At 71.7% G+C, this 21,229-nt stretch carries 20 protein-coding genes; 14 read left to right on the top strand and 6 right to left on the bottom strand.

The window, feature by feature from the left end; translation table 11 throughout:
• The first annotated feature begins 215 nt into the window (after nucleotides 1-215).
• A complete protein-coding gene (locus H295_RS0118345; RefSeq protein WP_020136792.1) occupies nucleotides 216-1,217 on the top strand; it encodes an ABC transporter ATP-binding protein in 1,002 nt (333 codons plus the stop codon).
• The gene (locus tag H295_RS0118340) at nucleotides 1,210-2,271 is read left to right on the top strand and encodes an ABC transporter ATP-binding protein (RefSeq protein WP_020136791.1); all 1,062 of its coding nucleotides are present in this window, start codon (nucleotides 1,210-1,212) and stop codon (nucleotides 2,269-2,271) included. The genes H295_RS0118345 and H295_RS0118340 overlap by 8 nt, the downstream gene beginning before the upstream one ends.
• A gap of 122 nt (nucleotides 2,272-2,393) precedes the next feature.
• On the opposite strand, the gene H295_RS0118335 is transcribed toward H295_RS0118340, so the two are convergent.
• Nucleotides 2,394-4,514, bottom strand: coding sequence for a S9 family peptidase (locus H295_RS0118335; RefSeq protein ID WP_020136790.1), 2,121 nt, complete (start codon nucleotides 4,512-4,514; stop codon nucleotides 2,394-2,396).
• 176 nt (nucleotides 4,515-4,690) lie between these two features.
• Between H295_RS0118335 and H295_RS0118330 the strand changes: the two genes are divergently transcribed.
• From H295_RS0118330 to H295_RS0118295, 8 genes are all read left to right on the top strand, one after another.
• Entirely contained in the window at nucleotides 4,691-4,885 is a 195-nt protein-coding gene (locus H295_RS0118330; RefSeq protein ID WP_020136789.1) for a hypothetical protein, read from the top strand.
• Between the two features lie 58 nt (nucleotides 4,886-4,943).
• Nucleotides 4,944-5,801 carry an N-acetyl-1-D-myo-inositol-2-amino-2-deoxy-alpha-D-glucopyranoside deacetylase gene (gene mshB, locus H295_RS0118325; RefSeq protein ID WP_020136788.1) on the top strand — a complete coding sequence of 286 codons (858 nt, stop codon included), beginning with the start codon at nucleotides 4,944-4,946 and terminating at the stop codon, nucleotides 5,799-5,801.
• The gene (locus H295_RS0118320; protein WP_020136787.1) at nucleotides 5,798-6,208 is read left to right on the top strand and encodes a DUF6113 family protein; all 411 of its coding nucleotides are present in this window, start codon (nucleotides 5,798-5,800) and stop codon (nucleotides 6,206-6,208) included. The genes mshB and H295_RS0118320 overlap by 4 nt, the downstream gene beginning before the upstream one ends.
• Nucleotides 6,209-6,366: 158 nt before the next feature.
• Entirely contained in the window at nucleotides 6,367-8,967 is a 2,601-nt protein-coding gene (locus H295_RS0118315) for a membrane protein (RefSeq protein WP_043217600.1), read from the top strand.
• A 116-nt stretch (nucleotides 8,968-9,083) separates the two neighbouring features.
• On the top strand, nucleotides 9,084-9,995 hold the full coding sequence (locus tag H295_RS0118310) for an ABC transporter ATP-binding protein (protein WP_043217598.1): 912 nt from the start codon (nucleotides 9,084-9,086) through the stop codon (nucleotides 9,993-9,995).
• Nucleotides 9,992-10,747 (top strand): ABC transporter permease, encoded by a 756-nt coding sequence (locus tag H295_RS0118305; protein WP_020136784.1) that lies wholly within the window; start codon nucleotides 9,992-9,994, stop codon nucleotides 10,745-10,747. The genes H295_RS0118310 and H295_RS0118305 overlap by 4 nt, the downstream gene beginning before the upstream one ends.
• Nucleotides 10,744-11,910, top strand: a complete 1,167-nt coding sequence (locus H295_RS0118300; protein ID WP_020136783.1) for a sensor histidine kinase — start codon at nucleotides 10,744-10,746, stop codon at nucleotides 11,908-11,910. Before H295_RS0118305 ends, H295_RS0118300 begins: the two co-directional genes overlap by 4 nt.
• Nucleotides 11,907-12,524 carry a response regulator transcription factor gene (locus tag H295_RS0118295; RefSeq protein WP_020136782.1) on the top strand — a complete coding sequence of 206 codons (618 nt, stop codon included), beginning with the start codon at nucleotides 11,907-11,909 and terminating at the stop codon, nucleotides 12,522-12,524. Before H295_RS0118300 ends, H295_RS0118295 begins: the two co-directional genes overlap by 4 nt.
• A 64-nt stretch (nucleotides 12,525-12,588) precedes the next feature.
• Here the strand turns inward: H295_RS0118295 and H295_RS0118290 are convergent, their stop codons facing one another.
• Complete coding sequence (locus tag H295_RS0118290; RefSeq protein WP_028809489.1) at nucleotides 12,589-13,461, bottom strand: transglutaminase-like domain-containing protein; 873 nt, start codon at nucleotides 13,459-13,461, stop codon at nucleotides 12,589-12,591.
• A 32-nt stretch (nucleotides 13,462-13,493) separates the two neighbouring features.
• Nucleotides 13,494-14,504 carry a GNAT family N-acetyltransferase gene (locus H295_RS0118285; RefSeq protein ID WP_020136780.1) on the bottom strand — a complete coding sequence of 337 codons (1,011 nt, stop codon included), beginning with the start codon at nucleotides 14,502-14,504 and terminating at the stop codon, nucleotides 13,494-13,496.
• A gap of 140 nt (nucleotides 14,505-14,644) precedes the next feature.
• On the opposite strand from H295_RS0118285, the gene fdxA reads away from it, so the two are divergent.
• Nucleotides 14,645-14,962 carry a ferredoxin gene (gene fdxA, locus H295_RS0118280; protein WP_020136779.1) on the top strand — a complete coding sequence of 106 codons (318 nt, stop codon included), beginning with the start codon at nucleotides 14,645-14,647 and terminating at the stop codon, nucleotides 14,960-14,962.
• A 115-nt stretch (nucleotides 14,963-15,077) separates the two neighbouring features.
• Nucleotides 15,078-16,169: a bifunctional succinyldiaminopimelate transaminase/glutamate-prephenate aminotransferase gene (locus H295_RS0118275; RefSeq protein WP_020136778.1), complete on the top strand. Its 1,092-nt coding sequence runs from the start codon at nucleotides 15,078-15,080 to the stop codon at nucleotides 16,167-16,169.
• 67 nt (nucleotides 16,170-16,236) lie between these two features.
• Here H295_RS0118275 and H295_RS0118270 read toward each other — a convergent pair whose 3' ends face one another.
• The gene (locus tag H295_RS0118270; protein WP_020136777.1) at nucleotides 16,237-16,692 is read right to left on the bottom strand and encodes a hypothetical protein; all 456 of its coding nucleotides are present in this window, start codon (nucleotides 16,690-16,692) and stop codon (nucleotides 16,237-16,239) included.
• A gap of 273 nt (nucleotides 16,693-16,965) precedes the next feature.
• Nucleotides 16,966-17,961, bottom strand: a complete 996-nt coding sequence (locus H295_RS0118265; RefSeq protein WP_078616680.1) for a heavy metal transporter — start codon at nucleotides 17,959-17,961, stop codon at nucleotides 16,966-16,968.
• Between the two features lie 85 nt (nucleotides 17,962-18,046).
• Here H295_RS0118265 and dapE point away from each other — a divergent pair, with 85 nt between their 5' ends.
• Together dapE and H295_RS0118255 are read left to right on the top strand one after the other, a co-directional pair.
• Complete coding sequence (gene dapE, locus H295_RS0118260; RefSeq protein ID WP_020136775.1) at nucleotides 18,047-19,126, top strand: succinyl-diaminopimelate desuccinylase; 1,080 nt, start codon at nucleotides 18,047-18,049, stop codon at nucleotides 19,124-19,126.
• A gap of 112 nt (nucleotides 19,127-19,238) precedes the next feature.
• Nucleotides 19,239-19,997: a TIGR00730 family Rossman fold protein gene (locus H295_RS0118255; protein WP_020136774.1), complete on the top strand. Its 759-nt coding sequence runs from the start codon at nucleotides 19,239-19,241 to the stop codon at nucleotides 19,995-19,997.
• Between the two features lie 270 nt (nucleotides 19,998-20,267).
• On the opposite strand, the gene folP is transcribed toward H295_RS0118255, so the two are convergent.
• A complete protein-coding gene (gene folP, locus H295_RS0118250) occupies nucleotides 20,268-21,128 on the bottom strand; it encodes a dihydropteroate synthase (RefSeq protein WP_020136773.1) in 861 nt (286 codons plus the stop codon).
• Between the last annotated feature and the right edge of the window lie 101 nt (nucleotides 21,129-21,229).

Raw genomic sequence — 21,229 nt, 5'->3', positions numbered from 1 at the left:
CCTCGCGGGCGGGTGGGGGGTTCGGTCGGCGCCCGTGTCGCGGCCGCGGTACGGGTCGGAGAGGTCAGGGATGTCGTCGCGTGCCACGCCGCCGGGTGGGCCTCGAGGGCTACGGCGTTGTCGGCCCCCGCACTGCACCTACCCCCCCGTCCCATCACCCGTTTCTCCGCCCCGCGGGGCCCCTCACGTTCCCGCCGAAGCCGAGGTGAGTTGTCGTGCTGCTCGAAGTGCGTGATCTTCATGTGGAGTTCAGGACCAGGGACGGGGTCGCCAAGGCCGTCAACGGGGTCGACTACGCGGTGGACGCGGGGGAGACCCTCGCCGTGCTGGGGGAGTCCGGGTCGGGGAAGTCGGTGACCGCGCAGGCGATCATGGGGATCCTCGACACACCGCCCGGAAAGGTCACCGGCGGGGAGATCGTCTTCCAGGGCCAGGACCTGCTCACGCTCAAGGAGGACGAGCGGCGCAGGATCCGCGGCGCCGAGATGGCGATGATCTTCCAGGACGCGCTCTCCTCCCTGAACCCGGTGCTCTCCGTCGGCGACCAGCTCGGCGAGATGTTCGTCGTGCACCGGGGGATGTCGAAGAAGGACGCCCGCGCGAAGGCCGTCGAGCTGATGGACCACGTGCGGATCCCCGCGGCCAAGGAGCGCGTCAAGGACTACCCGCACCAGTTCTCCGGCGGCATGCGCCAACGCATCATGATCGCGATGGCCCTCGCCCTGGAGCCCGCGCTGATCATCGCCGACGAGCCGACCACCGCCCTGGACGTCACCGTCCAGGCCCAGGTGATGGACCTGCTCGCCGAGCTCCAGCGCGAGTACCACATGGGCCTCATCCTCATCACCCACGACCTCGGTGTCGTCGCGGACGTCGCCGACCGGATCGCCGTCATGTACGCGGGCCGGATCGTCGAGCAGGCGCCCGTCCACGACATCTACAAGGCCCCCGCCCACCCCTACACGCGCGGTCTCCTCGACTCCATCCCCCGTCTCGACCAGAAGGGCCAGGAGCTGTACGCGATCAAGGGACTGCCGCCCAACTTGATGAACATCCCTCCGGGGTGCGCGTTCAACCCCCGCTGCCCGATGGCCCGGGACGTCTGCCGGACGGATGTACCACCCCTGTACGAAGTGGACGGTGCCGACGGCATGGACGGCATGGACGGCAGGCGGACCAGTGCCTGCCACTTCTGGACGGAGTGCCTCCATGGTTGAGCCGATCCTGGAAGTGGGTGGACTGGTCAAGCACTACCCGTTGACCCAGGGCGTCCTGTTCAAGAGACAGGTGGGTGCCGTCAAGGCGGTCGACGGGGTGGACTTCACGCTCGGCAAGGGCGAGACCCTCGGCATCGTGGGAGAGTCCGGCTGCGGCAAGTCCACCGTCGCCAAGATGCTGGTCAATCTGGAGCGACCGACGCAGGGGTTGATCAAGTACAAGGGCGAGGACATCACCAAGCTGTCCGGCAAGGCCCTCAAGTCGGTCCGCCGCAACATCCAGATGGTCTTCCAGGACCCCTACACCTCGCTCAACCCCCGGATGACGGTCGGCGACATCATCGGGGAGCCGTACGACATCCACCCCGAGGTGGCCCCCAAGGGCGACCGCCGCAAGAGGGTCCAGGACCTGCTGGACGTCGTCGGCCTCAACCCCGAGTACATCAACCGCTATCCGCACCAGTTCTCCGGCGGCCAGCGCCAGCGCATCGGCATCGCGCGCGGACTGGCCCTGCGCCCCGAGGTCATCGTCGCCGACGAACCGGTCTCCGCCCTCGACGTCTCCGTCCAGGCCCAGGTGATCAACCTCCTCGACCGGCTCCAGAGCGACTTCGAGCTGTCGTACCTCTTCATCGCGCACGACCTGTCGATCGTCCGGCACATCTCGGACCGGGTCGGGGTGATGTACCTCGGGCGGATCGTGGAGATCGGCAAGGACGCCGAGATCTACGACCATCCCACGCACCCCTACACCCAGGCGCTGCTGTCCGCGGTGCCGGTGCCCGACCCGGAGGCCCGTGAGCACCGCGAGCGGATCATCCTGGCGGGCGATGTCCCGTCCCCGACGAACATCCCGTCCGGCTGCCGCTTCCGCACCCGCTGCTGGAAGGCACAGGAGCGCTGCGCCCTGGAGGTGCCGGCCCTGGCGGTCCCGGCGGAGTTCCGGCACACCAGCGGACCGGCCGCCCATGACTCGGCCTGCCACTTCGCCGAGACCCTGTCCGTCAGCAACTCCGCGCCGGGCGGGGCCGTGCCGCCCGGGGAGCCGGAGTAACACGGAGGCAACTTCACCGACCCGATCTCGATATACGGACACGTCAGGCTGAAGAACGTACGGCCGTGCGGGTGCCGTAAACGGGCCGGGGCGCGCCATGTCGCCCCGGCCCGTTGCCGTGCCTACACCAGGCCCAACGACCGCTTCAGGAAGTCCAGCTGAAGCAACAGCAGGTTCTCGGCGACCGTCTCCTGCGGGGTCATGTGGGTCACCCCGGACAGCGGCAGCACCTCGTGCGGGCGGCCGGCGGCGAGCAGGGCCGAGGAGAGCCGCAGGGAGTGGGCGACCACCACGTTGTCGTCCGCGAGGCCATGGATGATCATCATCGGGCGGTGCGGCCCCACCGCGTCGACCAGGCCCTCGTCGTCGACCAGGGAGTTGCGCCGGTAGACCTCGGGCTGCTCGTCCGGGTGGCCGAGGTACCGCTCCTGGTAGTGGGTGTCGTAGAGGCGCAGATCGGTGACCGGGGCGCCGACCACCGCCGCGTGGAAGACGTCGGGGCGGCGCAGTGCCGCGAGGGCCGCCAGATAGCCGCCGAAGGACCAGCCGCGGATCGCGACCCGGTCCAGGTCGAGCGGGAAGTCCCCGGCGAGCGCCTGGAGGGCGTCGACCTGGTCCTGGAGGACCACGGCCGCAAGGTCGTCCCGGACGGCCTTCTCCCAGGCGGGGGAGCGGCCCGGGGTGCCCCGGCCGTCGGCCACGACGACCGCGAAGCCCTGGTCGGCGAACCACTGCGAGGTGAGGTGGGGATTGTGCGCGGCGACCACCCGCTGACCGTGCGGACCCCCGTACGGGTCCAGCAAAACCGGAAGGGGGCTGTCTCCGGCGTAGTCCTGCGGCATAAGCACGGCGCACGGAATCCTGCGTGCGCCCCCCTCGACGAGGGTCACGCGCGGGGTCAAACCGGGATTTTCCGCATACGACGTGACAGTCGCCGTCTCCTTGCCGTCGCGCAGCACCCGCGCCCGGGTGCCCGGCCGGTCGAGGCTCGCGGACACCAGCACGGTCACGCCCCCGGCGCGCACCGCCGAATGCACGCCGGGCTCCTGCGACAAGCGCTCCACTCCGAGCTCGTTCACCCGATAGACGTGCACCTCGCCGGTCTCCGGTGACTCGGCGCGAGTGCCGGCCGAGGCCGAGACCAGCACGTCGTCCGCGGTTACGTCCAGCACCGCGCGGACGTGCAACTGAGGCCCGGTGAGCGGCCGTTCGCCGACCGCGAGGACCCGTGCGCCCCCCTCGTCGGCGATCCGCACGAGCTGCCCCGAGGGACTCCAGCAGGGCACGCCAGGGAAAAGATCAAGCCAAATCGGATCTTCGTCCGCGTGCACCATCCGGGTCGCGCCGGACTCCGGGTCGACCGCCAGATACAGCTGACTGCGCTGGTCGCGCGCCTGTACGAGCAGCAGTGGAGCACCCGCCGCTGACCAGTGCACATGGGCCAGATACGGATACCTCGCACGGTCCCAGGAGACCTCCGTGCGCGCCCCGCCCAGGTCGGTCACGAACAGCCGTACGTCCGCGTTGGGGGTGCCCGCCGCCGGGTACGGGACGTGTTGTGGATCACGCTCGGGGTGGGCCGGATCGGAGATCCACCAGCGCCGCACCGGCGTGTCGTCCACCCGTGCGACCAGCAGTCGGTCCGACTCCGGCGACCACCAGAAGCCCCGGGTGCGGCCCATCTCCTCGGCCGCGACGAACTCCGCCAGGCCGTAGGTGACTTGATTCGACTCGGGCCCGGCGAGCACCCGGTCGCCCTCGCCCTCGGCGCCCACGACCCGCAGGGCGCCCCGCGCGACGTACGCGATGTGCCGCCCGTCGGGCGCCGGTCGGGGGTCGATCACCGGTCCCGGCACGGGCAGTTCACGTGCCGTGCCGGCCCGCAGCTCCGCCGTGAAAAGCCGCCCTGACAAGGCGAAAGAGGCCAACTCGACGGCCGCGTCGGTGGCGTAGCCGACCACTCCCGCGCCGCCCTCGCGGCTGCGCTCGCGCCGGGCCCGCTCCTCGGGCGACAGACGCTCCTCCGCGCCGCCCAGGAGGGCGCGCGGGTCGGCTGCCACGCGCTCCCCGCCGTCCGCCGTGTCGAGGACCCACAGTGAATTGGCCCGGTCCGTACCGGAGTTGGAGCGAAGGAAGGCGACACGAGACCCGTCGGGCGCCACGGTGAACGCGCGCGGCGCGCCCAGAGTGAAGCGCTGGGTGCGGGCGTGCGTGCGGGGAAAGGAGTCAGGCTCAGTCGTCATGACCCGACCATATTGGCCATGCGCCCCCTTGTGCGGCCGTGCGCCGACCGATGCGCAGCCACGGATAGTTATGATCACTACCGCATAGTGGGTATGAACCTGCTGGCTGACGTATGGATTTATCTGCCCCCTGGTCCGACCCCCCGCGTCCCTGGGATCTTTGGAGGTGAGCCGCCGTGGCACTCTCGATTTCGGCGGTGGTGCTGCTGGCGATCGTCGTCTTCCTTCTGATCAAGAAGTCGGGTCTGAAGGGCGGACACGCGGTCGTGTGCATCCTGCTCGGCTTCTATCTCGCGGCTTCCTCGATCGCCCCGACGATCAGCGAGCTGACGACGAACATCGCGGGCATGATCGGCAGTATCAAGTTCTGACCCGTCCTCGACGACCCGGCTGCGCGGGACTGTCGGTGGCCCCTCGTAGGCTGGGGCCATGACGGAACAGCCCGCTCGGCGTCTGCTCCTGGTGCACGCGCACCCGGACGACGAGTCGATCAACAACGGCGCGACCATGGCCAGGTACGCGGCCGAGGGCGCCCGGGTGACCCTGGTCACCTGCACCCTCGGCGAGCTCGGCGAGGTCATCCCGCCCGGGCTGCGTCACCTGGCCGGTGCCGCGCTCGGCGAGCACCGCCGGGGCGAGCTCACCGCGGCCATGGGTGAGCTCGGCGTCGCGGACTTCCGCCTGCTCGGGGGTGCCGGGCGCTACCAGGACTCCGGAATGATGGGCCTGCCGGACAACGACGACCCCGCCTGCTTCTGGCAGGCCGACGTCGACACCGCCGCCGCCCACCTGGTCGAGGTGATCCTGGAGGTCCGCCCCCAGGTCCTCGTCACCTACGACGAGCAGGGCGGGTACGGCCACCCCGACCACATCCAGGCCCACCGCGTCGCCATGCGAGCCGTCGAGCTCGCCGCCGACGCCGGGTGGGAGATCCCGAAGGTCTACTGGAACCGCGTCCCGCGCACGGTCGGCGAGCAGGCCTTCGCCCGCCTCCAGGACGACCTGGCCGCGCTCCCCTTCGGCAAGGCCGGCGTCCTCGACGACGTGCCGGGCGTGGTCGACGACGAGCGGATCACCACCGAGATCGACGGCACCGCGTACGCCGCCGCCAAGAGCGCCGCGATGGCCGCACACGCGACCCAGATCGATGTGTCGGGGGCGTACTTCGCGCTCTCCAACGAACTCGCGCAACCCCTCTTCACCACCGAGTACTACGAATTGGTGAGAGGGGAACACGGCGGCACCAGGGAGAGCGACCTGTTCTCCGGGATCGAGGGCGCGTCATGAACGACCGGACGTCGATGCTGGCCCAGCCCCTGCAACGCCCGTCGGCCGGCCGGGCCGCCGCCTACCTCGGCCTCTTCGTGCTCGGCGCGCTCGTCGGGCTCGCCGGGGCGCTGGTGCAGGGCGGCTGGTTCCCCTGGGGCCTGCTGCTCGCTCTCCTCGGTGAGGCGGGACTGCTGCTCGGCGGGGCACGCGCCGCCGACAGCCGGGCCGGGGCCGTCGCGCCCGCCGGTGGCTGGATGGTCGCCGTCATCTTCCTCACCGCCAGCCGACCGGAAGGCGACTTCGTCTTCGCCGCAGGAAGCGGCTCCTACCTCTTCCTGCTCGGCGGTATGGCAGTTGCTGTGATCTGCGCCACCCTTGGGTCGGGGCGGCAACCGGGCGGCGGTCCCGTCCGACTTGGCAAGTGACGTACCACTTCTCCGCATCGGATGCGTGCGAGTCCCGTGTGGGTTTCCCCGGCGGTCGTGGGATACGGGCCAGAAGTGGCCAGTATGGTGGTGCGCGCCGCCGACGCCCGAAGCAGTGAGGTCGAAACGGGCGGCGGAGCCAACCAGGAGAACCTGCCTTGAGTCGTGAAACTGACAGTCCGTCCTCCGGGCCCAACGGGCGCGGCGGAGCCGCCTACCCCTCGGGTACGCCGCCGTACGGGACGCCCCAGGTGTCCGACGGCGGTCCGGACGCGGGCCGTTCGGGCGCGCAGCCGGAGGAGCGCAAGACCGAGACCACGCTGACGACCCGGATCCGGATCAACATCCCGGGGTCGCGGCCGATTCCGCCGGTCGTCGTGCGCCAGCCCGTTGGTGAGACGGACAGCCCCGTCGACCGAGGTGCGGAGACCGAGGCGCCGGCGCCGAGTTCCTCCTCGACCACGGGCACCGTCGAACTCCCCGCCGAACCCGCTCCGCCCGCCGAGGAGAAGGCGAGCGACTGGTTCGCGCCCCGCAAGTCCGGCCCCGCCAAGGGCGGTCCGGGCGGCGGCGGGACCAACGGGGCCGGTCTGCCGGGCGGTTCGGGTGCGGGTGCGCCCGGAGCGCCGGGCGCGGCTGCGGGTGCCGGTGGGCCCAGTGGTGCCGGTGCGTCCGGGCCCCGCCACGGCGGCCCGGGTGCGGGCGGTGCGCGCTCCGGTGGCCGGCCCGGTGGTGTGGTCGGCTCCATGAGCGTGCCGAGCGGCTCGCGCTCCGGCGGTACGAACGGCGCCGGGCTCCCGGGCGCGACCGGCGGCCCGGTGGCCCCCGGCCACGGCGGCGGCACCGGCTCCTTCGACGTCACTGAGGCCCTCAACGCGGGCCCGCTGGGCCCCGGCCAGCGCGGCCAGGAACCCCGCCGCGACGACCTCCCGTACTTCGCGGAGAACGGCAACGGCACCGCTGCCGGACCGAACGGCGCGAACGGCCAGGGCGGCTACGGCGGCCAGGCCGGCCAGGACGCCCTGAACGGGCAGGGCGGCTTCGGCGGCCAGAGCGGCCAGGGCGGACAGGGCGGCCCCGCCGGCCCGGGCGGTCAGAACGGCGGCATCGACTACGGCGGCCAGGGCGGCCGGATCGACTACGGCGGCGGCTTCGGCGGACCGGAGGGCCCCGCCGGCCCGGGCGGACCCCAGGGCCCCGCGGGCCCCACGGGTGGCCCGGTCACCGGTGACGGCCCGGTCGTACCGCCTGCCGGACCGGACCCCTTCGCCGGGGCCGAGTCCTTCGGCGGCGAGTCGTTCACCGGGCCGGACGGCTTCGGCGGTCAGGGCGGCCCTGCCGGCCAGGGCACTCCCAACGGTCAAGCCGGCCCGGGTGGCTCCCGAGGCCCCGGCGGCCCCCGTGGCCGCAGCGGCCCCAGCGCCCCCAACGGCATCGGCGGCCGCCCCGGCGCTCCCGCCGGTCCTGGCGGCCCGGGTGGCCCTCCCACGCTCGGCGGCGCCCCCGGCGGGGCCCTCGGCGCCGGTCCCGGCCTCGGTACGGCCCCCGGCACCGGCATGGGCCCCGGTGGCGGCATGGGCCCCGGTGGCGGTCTGAGCGACGACACCGCGATCCTCACCCCGCAGAAGCCGGCCCCCGGACCGGGCGCCCCCGGCTACGGCACCCCGGACAACGTCTCCGGACACACCGTCACCAGCGGCATCCCGGTCGTGCCCCCGGGCACCCAGGGCCCGGGCGGCGCCGACACCCGCACCGCCCCGAAGGCACCCGACAGCGCCTCGCAGAACACCGCGGCCTCGTCGAAGAAGAAGAAAAAGAAGGGCCGCAGCAAGCTCGCGATGGTCGGCGGCACCGTGGTCCTCCTCGGGGTCGGCGCCTACGGAGCCGGTCTGCTGATGAACCGTTCCGACGTCCCCAAGGGCACCACCGTGCTCGGCGTCGACATCGGCGGCGGCACCCGCGACGACGCCGTCAAGAAGCTCGACGACTCCCTCGGCAAGTCGGTCGACGCTCCCCTGAAGCTCTCGGTCGACGGCAGGACCATCGCGCTCAAGCCGGACCAGGCGGGCCTCCAGCTCGACGACCAGGCCACGGTCGCCGCGGCCGCGAAGAGCGACTACAACCCCGTCTCGGTCATCGGCTCCCTCTTCGGCAACCACCGGATCGTCGACCCGGTCATGCCGGTGGACGAGGAGAAGCTCCAGGCGGCCCTGGAGAACGCCTCGGGCGGCGCCGGCTCGACCACCGACGGCACGATCAAGTTCAAGAACGGCAAGGCCGTCGCCGTCTACGGCAAGCCCGGCAAGGGCATCGACGTCGCCAGGTCGACCGCCGCGGTCGAGCAGGCGTACCGCACCCAGGTGGAGACCGGCACGTCCGGCACGGTCACGCTCCCGACGACCACCAAGCAGCCGTCGGTGTCCAATGCCGAGGTCGACCGGATGATGAAGGAGTTCGCGGAGCCCGCGATGTCCGGACTCGTCACGATCAAGACCGACTCGACGCACAGCATCGACTTCGGTGCGGTGTCCCTGCCGAAGATCCTCGGGTTCAAGGCCGTCGGCGGCAAGCTCGTGGAGACGTACAACCTCGAAGCGCTCAAGGAGGCGTACGGCGCCACCTTCGCCGGCGTGCAGATCAACGGCGCCAGCGGCAAGCGCGACGTCCTGCCGCAGGACGTCGCCTCCGCACTGGGCAAGGCGCTGCGCGGCAAGACGGCGGCACAGCGCGTCGTGGTCATCGACACGAACCCGAGCTGAGCCCGCACGCAACAGCGGAGACCGCCCCGGAGTGCCGCCCGGCATGACATCTGTCATGCGGCACTCCGGACGGCCGACACTGCGCGCCACCGCACCCGCGGCGCCACCATGGCCGTATGACAACGACAGCCCCGGTGGTCGCCTTCGACCAGGTGAGCAAGGCGTACGGCGAGATACGCGCCGTGGACGGACTGACCCTGACCCTGCGGCCGGGGGAGACCGTGGCGCTGCTGGGCCCCAACGGCGCCGGCAAGTCCACCACCCTCGATCTGCTGCTCGGCCTCAAGCAGCCCGACGGCGGCAGCGTCCGTCTCTTCGGCACCACCCCGCGTGAGGCGATCGTCGCAGGCCGGGTGGGCGCGATGCTCCAGAGCGGCGGCCTGATGGACGAGGTCACGGTCGCGGAGCTGGTCCGGCTCGCTTGCGACCTGCACCCGAAGCCGTACAAGCCGAACGACGTCCTCGCCCGCGCCGGTGTCGCCCAGATCGCCGACCGCAAGGTCAACAAGCTCTCCGGCGGGCAGGCCCAGCGGGTCCGCTTCGCCCTCGCGACCGCCGGCGACAGCGACCTGATCGTCCTGGACGAGCCGACCACCGGCATGGACGTCACCACCCGGCAGGCCTTCTGGGCCACCATGCGTGAACAGGCCGACCAGGGCCGTACGGTCCTCTTCGCCACCCACTACCTCGAAGAGGCCGACGCCATCGCCGACCGGGTGCTGGTCCTGCATCGGGGCCGTCTGCTGGCCGACGGCACCGCGGCCGAGATCAAGGCGAAGGCGGGGGCCCGCAGGATCGCCTTCGACCTGGAGGGCGTCATCGAGGAGGCGCCGCTGCGGAACCTGCCGTTCCTGAGCGTCATAGACATTTCCGGCCAGACCGTCCGCATCCAGTCCACCGACGCCGACGCGACCGTCCACGCCCTCTACGGCCTCGGCCTCTACCCCCGCAATCTCGAAGTCGCCGGGCTCGGTCTGGAGCAGGCCTTCGTCGCCATCACCGCCGCCGAGGAGGCCAAGCAGTCATGAACACCTTTGCTTCGCGGGGCCTGATCAAGCTGGAACTCACCCGCGCCCTGCGCAACCGGAAGTTCCTGTTCTTCTCGGTGATGTACCCGTCGCTGCTCTTCCTGATCATCGCGGGCAACGCCGACAGCACCAGCAAGGTCGACGGCACGGGTCTGACCCTGCCGACCTACATGATGGTCTCCATGGCCTCCTTCGGCGCCCTGACCGCCGTCCTGATGGGCAACAGCGAGCGCATCGCCAAGGAGCGGGAGGGCGGCTGGGTACGGCAGTTGCGGCTGACGACCCTTCCGGGGCACGGCTACGTCCTCGCGAAGACGGCGAGCGCGGCCGTGGTGAGCCTGCCCTCGATCGTGATCGTGTTCGTCGTCGCCGCGGCCGTGAAGCACGTACGCCTCGACGCCTGGCAGTGGCTCGCCCTCACCGGCGCGATCTGGGCCGGCAGCCTGGTCTTCGCCGCGCTCGGCGTCGCCATCGGCTACCTCGCCACCGGTGACGCGGTCCGGCCCATCACGATGATCACCTACTTCGGCCTGTCGATCCTGGGCGGCCTGTGGATGCCGACGACGACGTTCCCGCAGTGGCTCCAGGACATCGCCAAATGGCTGCCCACGCACGCGTACGCTGCCCTCGGGCAGGCCATCGAACAGAGTCGCGCCCCGCACGCACAGGACATCGCCATCCTGGTCGTCTCGTTCGCCCTGTTCGCGGGCGGCGCGGCCTGGCTGTACCGGAAGGACACGTTGAAGGCGTGAGCGGCACCGGCGTGGGCATCGGGAAGCGCCCGGAGACCCGCAAGCAGTTGATGGTCAAGATGCTGTGGACGGGCATCTGGCTGGTCTATCTGAGCGCGCCCGTCTCGGACCTGGTGCACGGCGGCCACAGCGTCATGGCTGTCGTCCTCGGCTGGCTCGGCCTCGCGGGCTTCGTCGCCTGGTACCTGGCCCTGCTGTTCCGGACCGGCCGCCGCAACGCCCCGGAGTTCGTGCTCGGTTCACTCGCGGTCCTGTCCGCGGAGTCGACCGTCCTCGTCCTCACCCTGGGCCGCGAGTGGCTCGTCCTCTTCGTGTACGTCTCCATCGCGTCCGGCGCGGCCCTGCCGCTGCGGCTCGCCCGCCTGACGATCCCGGCCGTGTCCGCCGTCATGGCGGGCCTGGCCCTGGTCGTCGCCGACGGCACCGACTACATCGGCGCCCTGCTCATCCCGGCCCTGCTGGGCGGCTTCGCGATGACGGGGGTGCGTGAACTCATCCGCACGACCATAGAGTTGCGCGAGGCGAGGGCACGGGTCGCGCAGCTCGCCGCCAACGAGGAGCGGCTGCGTCTGGCCAGGGACCTTCACGACCTGCTCGGTCACTCCCTGTCCCTCATCACTCTCAAGAGCGAGCTGGCCGGCCGGATGCTCCCTGCCCACCCCGACAAGGCCGCCCAGCAGGTCGCCGACATCGAACAGGTCAGCCGCCAGGCCCTGGTGGACGTCCGCGAGGCGGTCACCGGCTACCGGCGCCCCCGTCTGGCCGCGGAACTCGCCGGTGCGCAGGTCGCGTTGACGGCCGCCGGAGTCACCGCGGGGATCCCCGCCGAACCGGACCTCACCGGCGTCCCCGAGGACAGCGAGGCGGCCCTTGCCTGGGCCCTGCGCGAGGCGATCACCAACGTCGTACGGCACAGCGGGGCCCGGCGCTGCACGGTCGAGCTGCTGCGCCGCCAGACCCTCGACGGACCGATGCTCGAACTCTCCGTAGAGGACGATGGATCCAACGGCTCCGGCAAGGGGCACGGCAACGGCCTCACCGGCCTCACCGAACGCCTGGAGAAGGCCGGCGGCACCCTGGAGGCCACCGGCACCCGGCACGGCTTCCGGCTGGTCGCCCGTGTGCCCGCCGGTGCCGCGGCCGACGTAGGATCCGCCCCATGACGAGCCGCACGATCAAGGTCCTGCTCGCCGAGGACCAGTCGATGGTCCGCGAGGCGCTGGCCGCACTGCTCGGCCTGGAGGACGACATCGAGGTCGTCGCCCAAGTGGCCCGCGGCGACGAGGTCCTGGCGGCGGCCCGCGCCCACGACATCGACGTGGCCCTCATGGATATCGAGATGCCCGGCGCCACCGGCATCGAGGCGGCGGCCCAGCTCCACAAGGAACTCCCGGCGGTCAAGCTGGTCATCCTCACGACCTTCGGCCGCCCCGGCTACCTCCGCAGCGCGATGGAGTCGGGCGCCGACGCCTTCCTGGTCAAGGACGCCCCCGCGGCCCAACTCGCGGAAGCGGTACGGAAGGTGCTGGCGGGAGAGCGGGTCATCGACCCCACCCTCGCGGCAGCGGCCCTCGCGGAGGGCGCGAACCCGCTGACGGACCGGGAGCGAGAGGTCCTCCGGGCAGCGGCGGACGGCTCCACCAACGCGGAACTGGCCAAGGAACTCCACCTCTCCCAGGGCACGGTCCGCAACTACCTGTCGACGGCGATCCAGAAGCTGGCGGTGAGAAACAGGGCCGAGGCAGTTCGCATCGCAAGAGAGAAGGGCTGGCTGTGACCCACCCGGGGGCGCGGGGAACTGCGCGACCAGCCACCACGGACCTGTAGACGCTACGACGGCCTTAGTTCAACCTCGCCCGCGCGGCCTGCGCCTGCTGTCGCAGACGATCCGCCGCTACCTCATCCACCGCCGCCACCACCCCCGCATACGCCTCCAACTCCCCGGCCCCCTCGACGAAGTCCCCCCGCTGCACCAGCAACTGCGCCCGCTCGTACCGCAGTCGCGCCGGATGCGAGGGCAGCAGCAACGCCAACTCCACGGCCCACAGCCCCACGTCCGACCGCTCCGGCCGAGCCGTGGCCCAGACCCGCACGTTGTTCAGGATCCGCTGCACCACCTCCAGCGGATCCGCCGGCCGCAGCATCGACGGGTCCAGCGAAGCCCCCGTCGCCCCCGCCACCAGCACCTCGGCGTCGGAACCCGCCAGCACCCGCCCGCCGTCGAAGGGATCCGCCAGCACCTGCTCCTCCGGCGGCCCGAACCCCACCACGAAGTGCCCCGGCAGAGCCACCCCGTACACCGGCGCCCCCGCCCGCCGGGCCACCTCCATCCACACCACGGACAGCAGGATCGGCAGCCCCCTGCGCCGCCGCAGCACCTCGTGCAGCAGCGAGGACTCCAGGCGCTGGTAGTCCGCCGCGGAGCCGCGGAACCCGCACCGGTCCCCGAGCAGCTCCCGCAGCGCCACCGCCCACGATCGCGGTCCACCCGGCCTGAACGGCAACCGCCCGGCCAGCTCGTCGAGTTCGATCTCGGCCGCGTCGATCCCGGCTTCGTCGAGGGTCCCGTCCGCCTGCGCCGCCACCAGCAGGCACAGCGCGGACAGGTCCGGCCGCTCGGACCGTGCCTGTTCGGCGAACCGCCGCCGCAGTTCGGCGGAACGCTCGGACGGGGGCGGGTGCGGCGGCGGATACGGAGGATTCGGGGGACGCATAGCCGGCTTGTGCCCTTTCGCGGCGATCGCTACTACCGTGCGGCGCCGGAGACATCCGGCTCGCGGTAGTGGTGGTAGGCGTGGTGTGCGCTGAACCCCATCCGCTCGTACAGAGCCCGCGCCCCGGCGTTGTCCGACTCGACCTGGAGCCACGCGGCCGACGCGCCCTCCTCCAGCGCCCGCTGCGCCAGCGCCGCCATCACGGTCGAGGCCAGCCCCCGTCGCCGTAGCGCGGGATCCACCTCGACCGCGGCGAACCCGGCCCAGCGGCCGTCGACGACACACCGCCCGATCGCTGCCGGTGCCCCTCCCGTCTCCGAGGAAACCGTGGCGAACCACACCGAGGGCCCGCTGCCGAGCACCCGCAGCGCCACCTCGCTCACGCCCTTGCGCTGGTAGCGCGCCAGCCAGCCCGCGTCGGCCTCCCGGGACAGGACCACACCGTCACCGGAACGGTCCGCGACCGGGGCCAGGGCCCCCGTCCACAGCTCCGCCGTCACCTCCCGCGTCCACCCGCGCGTCTCCAGCTCCGCGCACAGCACCTCCTGGGTGCCGTCGGCGCCGGTCGCGGTCTGTATGTAGGCCGGCAGCCCGCGCTCGCCGTACCACCGCCGTACGGCGGCCAGGGCCTCGTCGAGCGGCAGCCCGGGGTCGCCGAGCGGGAGGACGGAGTTGGCGCGGCGGGTGAACCCGGCGGCGGCACGCAGCTCCCACTCACCGAGCCGCTCGCTCTCCACCGGCCGCCAGCCGCGCGCGGCGATCCGGGCCAGTTCCTCGTACGAGGCGGCGGGCCCCCGGCGACGCGCCGGGGCGGAGGGGACCACCTTGCCCGCCACCAGCGCGGACTCCGGAATGCGGACGCGCTCGCCGTCCCGTCGCGTGATCATCAGCACACCGGCGTCCCATGATGTGAGAACACCCACCGTGTCGGTGAACTTCTCGTGCGTGACGGCGGTTTCGTCCAGGCACCGCACGGACACCCGTTTCCCCACGTCAGCAGCGGAGATACGGACGACCAGGCGCCCCGCGGCGGAGATTTCCACAGGTCAGTTCACCCCTCCTGTTCGGATCATGGCCAAGAACGGAGATACTAGGGGCGGGCATCGACGACGCCGCGCTCCCGCGCGCGAGGCGGCGGAGCCTGAGGAGGCCCGCCAGCGCCCTATGGAGGAGGAACGACAGCGTGACCTACGTCATCGCGCAGCCTTGTGTCGACGTGAAGGACAAGGCCTGCATCGAGGAGTGCCCGGTCGACTGCATCTACGAGGGCTCCCGGTCCTTGTACATCCACCCGGACGAATGCGTCGACTGTGGTGCCTGTGAGCCGGTGTGCCCGGTCGAGGCGATCTTCTACGAGGACGACACCCCGGATGAGTGGAAGGACTACTACAAGGCGAACGTCGAGTTCTTCGACGACCTCGGTTCGCCCGGTGGCGCCAGCAAGCTCGGCCTGATCGAGCGGGACCACCCGTTCATCGCCGCGCTGCCGCCGCAGGCCTGATCATCCGGCACCCCCAGGCGTGCCGCCTCGGTCCCGTACGGCCTGATCATCCCTGATCACGGCCGTGCGGGACCGAGGCGTTTTGCCGTACGACCCGAAAGCGAGCGCGACAGCCGTGTCCGCAGTCTCCGACCGCCTGCCCACCTTCCCCTGGGACAAGCTGGAGCCGTACAAGAAGAAGGCTCTCGAGCACCCCGGCGGCATCGTCGACCTCTCCGTCGGCACCCCTGTCGACCCGGTCCCCGACCTGATCCAGAAGGCTCTGATCGACGCGGCGGACTCCCCGGGCTACCCGACCGTCTGGGGCACCCCGGCGCTGCGCGACGCGATCACCGGCTGGGTCGAGCGCCGCTTGGGCGCCCGCGAGGTCACCCACCGGCACGTCCTGCCGATCGTCGGCTCCAAGGAACTCGTCGCCTGGCTCCCCACCCAGCTTGGCCTGGGCCCGGGCGACCGGGTCGCCTACCCGCGCCTGGCGTACCCGACGTACGAGGTGGGCGCGCGCCTCGCCCGGGCCGAGTACGAGGTCTACGACGACCCGACCGAGCTGGACCCGGCGGGCCTGAAGCTCCTGTGGCTCAACTCGCCGTCGAACCCGACCGGCAAGGTGCTGTCCAGGGACGAGCTGACGAGGATCGTCGCCTGGGCCCGGTCGCACGGCATCCTGCTCTTCTCCGACGAGTGCTACCTGGAGCTCGGCTGGGAGGCCGACCCCGTCTCGGTGCTCCACCCGGACGTGAACGGCGGCTCCTACGACGGCATCGTGGCCGTCCACTCGCTCTCCAAGCGGTCCAACCTCGCGGGCTACCGCGCGGCCTTCCTGGCGGGCGACCCGGCGGTCCTCGCGCCCCTCCTGGAGATCCGCAAGCACGGCGGCATGATGACGTCGGCGCCGACCCAGGCGGCGGTGGTGGCGGCCCTGGGCGACGACACGCACGTGCGTGAGCAGCGTGAGCGCTACGCGGCCCGCAGGACCCTGCTGCGCGAGGCCCTCCTGGACCACGGCTTCCGCATCGAGCACAGCGAGGCCAGCCTCTACCTCTGGGCCACCCGTGACGAGTCCTGCTGGTCCACGGTCGACCACCTGGCCGACCGGGGCATCCTGGTGGCTCCGGGCGACTTCTACGGCGAGGCAGGCGAGAAGTTCGTCCGCGTGGCCCTGACGGCGACCGACGAGCGGGTACGGGCGGCCGTGGAACGTCTGTGACTGCTTCTGCCGTACGCCGAAGGGGCCCGGAGAGATCTCCGGGCCCCTTCGGCGTACGCGCGGGGTACTAGCCGAGCGGGAGGCTCTTCACCGGCAGGGTGTCCGCCGACGGCAGGCCTCCGCCCTTGGTGAGGGAGTCGGTCGGCAGGCCGCCCTTCGTGGCCGTGGACGTGGTGTCCCCGAGGAGGCCCCCGGCGGAACCGGCGGCCTCGCCCGCCGTCTTCTGCGCGGCCGGAGCCGCCTTCTTCACGGCCTTGCCGCCGGTCTTGCCCGCGGTCGGCACGGCCTTCTCGACCGCCTTGCCACCGGCCTTGCCCGCGGTCCCGGCCAGGTTCTGCGCCGCACCGTCCACCGTGTTGCCGACGTGCGCCCCGTCCAGAGCGGTCAGGCCGCCGAGGTTCGGGGCAGCCGGCAGCTGCGCGGGGGCCGCACTGGCGGCGCCGGCCGCACCGACCCCGGCTGCCGCTCCCGCAGCGACGAGCAGCGCGGCACGGGCGATCCTGCGGGTCAGGGGGAGGGACATGTTGCTCCTTCGACGAGGAAACGTTGCTAGGACGCCGTGACTACCGCTCGAAGCCGACGAAGGTTGCGGAGGCCCAACGTAAAGAGTTGGCAATGCGTCGCATTATCACCTCCGGATAAAAACGGGCAAAAAGCTACCGGTCTGAAAGTCCGTCGAATCCTTGGAGCCCTTTGTTCTCAAGGGTTCTGGCGGATACGGGGGTGACGCGGCGAAAACCTGCGCACACCCGCTCCCGCGGCGGCCGGACGTGACCCTCCCAGGTGATCTTCCGAACTACCGTGCCGTGAGGATCCGCACCGACCCCGTGGAGCTCTCGCCGCTTGCCGGACGCCACTGGCTGTCCGTGCTGCCCGCGGTCCACTGCCGCCCGGCGTACGAGACCCGCTCGATGCGCAGCGCGGAGGAGTTGGCGACCGCCCAGTGCGCGAGCTGCCAGCCGCGTTCCGTGAGACTGCGGCCGGCACCCCGGCTCGTGTCCTTGCGCACCGGAAGGGTCACGGTCCGCCCGTCACCGGGGGCGGACAGCGCGCGCGGCGACGCCTCGGCGCCCACCTCCGCCGCGGTCGTCTCCAGCACGTCCCGCCCGAAGTCCCGTACCAGGGCCGACCGCACCCCGTCCGGGCCCGTCGCGGCCTGCTGGGTCGTGGCGCCCACCGAACCGGTGGCGGCCGCCTGTACGGGGTCCTGGCGGCCGTCACAGGTCAGGGTGGCCGCCGAGGTGCCGGTGAGGGCTGCGGCGAGCACGGTGGCGTCCGGCTCGTGCTTGGCGTACGCCTCCGGATAGCCGCTGCGCTGCACCCGCTGCGCGGCGACGGTCAGCGGCAGCTTCTGGTAGTCCGCCACCTTGACCAGGTGCTTGTAGAACTCGCCCGCCGCGTAGGTCGGGTCGAGGATCTCCTGCGGGGTGCCCCAGCCCTGCGAGGGACGCTGCTGGAACAGGCCCAGCGAGTCGCGGTCGCCGTGCGAGATGTTGCGCAGCCCCGACTCCTGGAGGGCGGTGGCCAGCGCGATGGCCACGGCCCGCTCGGGCAGCCCGCGCCCGGTGCCGACGGCGGTGATCGTCGCCGCGTTCACCGCCTGCTCGGGCGTGAACTCGTACGACGGTCCGCCCGCCTCGCCGGAGACGACTTTGCATCCCGGACCGCCCGGGCCTCCGGTGACGTACTGCACCACGAGATAACCGGCGACCGCGCACAGGATCACGAGGGCCGCGGCGAAGCGCAGGAGGCGGCCACGGCGTTTGCGGGTGGGGGGCAACGGCTCTGGCATCCGCACAAGATACTGGAGAGTACTGAGGAGCCAGAGCCCGATGGGGACAGAGGGGCGGGCGGCGGGGGGCGCTAGGGTCGACAGCATGGCCGACACCCCTCTTGACCTTTCCCTCGACGCGGCTCAGCTCACCGCGCAGCTCGTCGACTTCCCTTCCGAGAGCGGCACCGAGAAGCCCCTGGCGGACGCGATCGAGACCGCCCTGCGCGCCCTGCCGCACCTCACGGTCGACCGGCACGGCAACAACGTCGTCGCCCGCACGAACCTCGGCCGCCCGGAACGCGTCATCCTCGCCGGCCACATCGACACCGTGCCCATCGCGGGAAACGTCCCCTCCCGGCTCGACGACGAGGGCTACCTCTGGGGCTGCGGCACCTGCGACATGAAGTCCGGCGTCGCGGTCCAGCTGCGCATCGCGGCGACCGTCCCCGAGCCCAACCGCGACCTCACGTTCATCTTCTACGACAACGAAGAGGTCGCGGCCCACCTCAACGGCCTGGGACATGTGGCCGAGGCCCACCCGGAGTGGCTGGAGGGCGACTTCGCGGTCCTGCTGGAGCCCACGGACAACCAGGTCGAGGGCGGTTGCCAGGGAACCCTGCGGGTGCTGCTGACGTTCAACGGAGAGCGTGCGCACTCCGCGCGCGCGTGGATGGGGTCCAACGCGATCCACAAGGCCGGCCCGGCCCTCGCCAAGCTGGCCGCGTACGAGCCGCGCAAGCCGGTCGTCGACGGCCTCGAGTACCACGAGGGCCTCAACGCGGTCGGCGTGACGGGCGGCGTGGCCACCAACGTCATCCCCGACTCCTGCGTCCTGACGGTCAACTTCCGTTACGCGCCCGACCGCAGCGAGGCCGAGGCGGAGGCCTTCGTGCGGGACTTCTTCGCGGACTGCGGGGTCGACGAGTTCACCGTCGACGACCACACCGGCGGCGCCCGCCCCGGCCTCACCCACCCCGTCGCCCAGGCCTTCATGGCCGCGGTCGGGGGCGTCGCCCGCCCCAAGTTCGGCTGGACCGACGTCTCCCGCTTCAGCGCGCTCGGCGTGCCCGCGGTGAACTACAGCCCCGGTGAGCCGCTGCTCGCGCACAAGCTGGACGAGCGCGTGAAGGTCTCGCTGATCCCGGAGGCGGAGCAGAAGCTGAGGGCCTGGCTGACGGCGTGAGGACACCGGGCGGCGCGGTGGTGCTTCGTGCCGGACACGCGGACGTCCCCCCTCCGTAACCCGCGTAGATCTACGCTGAGATGGAAAGACCAGGCAAGCGGAGGGAGCGCACATGGCTACCGGGAACCCCGAGGGCAAGAAGCAGCCGCCGGAGGAGCAGCGCCTGGGACCGGTCCTCCGCAGGCGGGACCAGGTCACGGCGAGCACCACCGACCAGCGCCTGCTGGACGCGGGCGGCCCCTCGGACTGGGTCCACACCGACCCCTGGCGCGTGCTGCGCATCCAGTCGGAGTTCATCGAGGGCTTCGGCACCCTCGCCGAACTCCCGCCCGCGATCAGTGTGTTCGGCTCCGCTCGGACACCGGCCGACTCCCCGGAGTACGAGGCGGGCGTGCGGCTCGGGCGGGGCCTGGTGGAGGCCGGCTTCGCGGTCATCACCGGCGGCGGCCCGGGCGCCATGGAGGCGGCCAACAAGGGTGCCTGCGAGGCCAAGGGCACGTCGGTGGGGCTCGGCATCGAGCTGCCCTTCGAGCAGGGGCTCAACCCCTACGTCGACATCGGCCTCAACTTCCGCTACTTCTTCGTCCGCAAGATGATGTTCGTGAAGTACGCGCAGGGCTTCGTCGTCCTCCCGGGCGGCCTCGGCACCCTAGACGAACTCTTCGAGGCGCTGACCCTGGTCCAGACCCAGAAGGTCACCCGCTTCCCGATCGTGCTGTTCGGCAGCGCGTACTGGGGCGGCCTGGTCGACTGGCTCAAGAACACCCTGGTCGCCCAGGGCAAGGCCTCGGAGAAGGACCTGCTCCTGTTCCACGTGACCGACGACGTGGACGAGGCGGTGGCGTTGGTGTCGAAGGAGGCGGGACGCTAGCGCCGGGCTTGAACCGGGGTCTTGGTACGGCGCCGTTGCCAGGAGCTGCCGCCCCCGGACCCCCGCTTCGGCCCTGAAAGGGGCCTCGTCCTCAAACGCCGGACGGGCTGAGATCGCCTGGACCGAGGCTGAAATGCGAACGGTCGGCAATGCAGCCCCTCCGGCGTTTGAGGAGCGGGGGTCCGGGGGCGGAGCCCCTGGGAGCGGGGTCGAAGGGGCGGCAGCCCCTGGAGGACGGGACGGGTAGGGGCGGCGGGGGCGAAAAACGTCTTACGCCAGCCCCCGACGAGCGACCGCAGGCGGCCGGTGCCCCGCGATCGACGCGACCATGTCCAGCACCTGCCGGGTCTCCGCGACCTCGTGCACCCGGTACACCTGCGCCCCCAGCCAGGCCGACACCGCCGTCGTCGCCAGGGTCCCCACCACCCGCTCCTTCACCGGCTTGTCCAGCGTCTCGCCCACGAAGTCCTTGTTCGACAGCGACACCAGCACCGGCCACCCGGTGGAGACCATCTCCCCGAGCCGCCGCGTCGCCTCCAGGCTGTGCCGCGTGTTCTTCCCGAAGTCGTGCCCGGGATCGATCAGCACCGACTCCCGCGGCACCCCGAGCGACACCGCACGCTCCGCCAGTCCCACGGTGACCCGCAGGATGTCCGCCATGACGTCGTCGTACGTCACCCGGTGCGGCCGGGTACGCGGCTCCGCGCCCCCCGCATGCGTGCACACCAGCCCCACCCCGTACCGCGCCGCGACCTCCGCGAGGCCCGGATCGACCCCGCCCCACGCGTCGTTGAGCAGATCCGCCCCCGCCTCGCACACCGCCGCACCGACGGACGCCCGCCAGGTGTCGACGCTGATGATCACGTCCGGGAACCGCCGCCGCACCTCCGCCACGAACCCCACGGTCCGTCGCGCCTCCTCCTCGGCGGACACCTCTTCCCCGGGCCCCGCCTTGACCCCGCCGATGTCGATGATGGCTGCGCCCTCGGCCACCGCCTGCTCCACGCGCGCGAGGGCGGGCTCGTCGAGGAACGTGGCCCCCTGGTCGTAGAAGGAGTCGGGGGTCCGGTTCACGATCGCCATGATCACCGGCTCGTGCGCCGCGAAGGAGCGCCTGCCCAGCCTGAGCATCCCCTGTGACCTCACTTCCCACGTCTGTGTCCTCGGCTTCAGCCGCCTGTGTCTTCGGCTTCCGCGGCCGCCTGCGACCCTAACTGTCAGACTCGCATGGC

This window comes from Streptomyces sp. 351MFTsu5.1 (assembly GCF_000383655.1).
GTDB lineage: Bacteria > Actinomycetota > Actinomycetes > Streptomycetales > Streptomycetaceae > Streptomyces > Streptomyces griseorubiginosus.
This window is presented reverse-complemented; position numbering and strand designations above follow the sequence as displayed.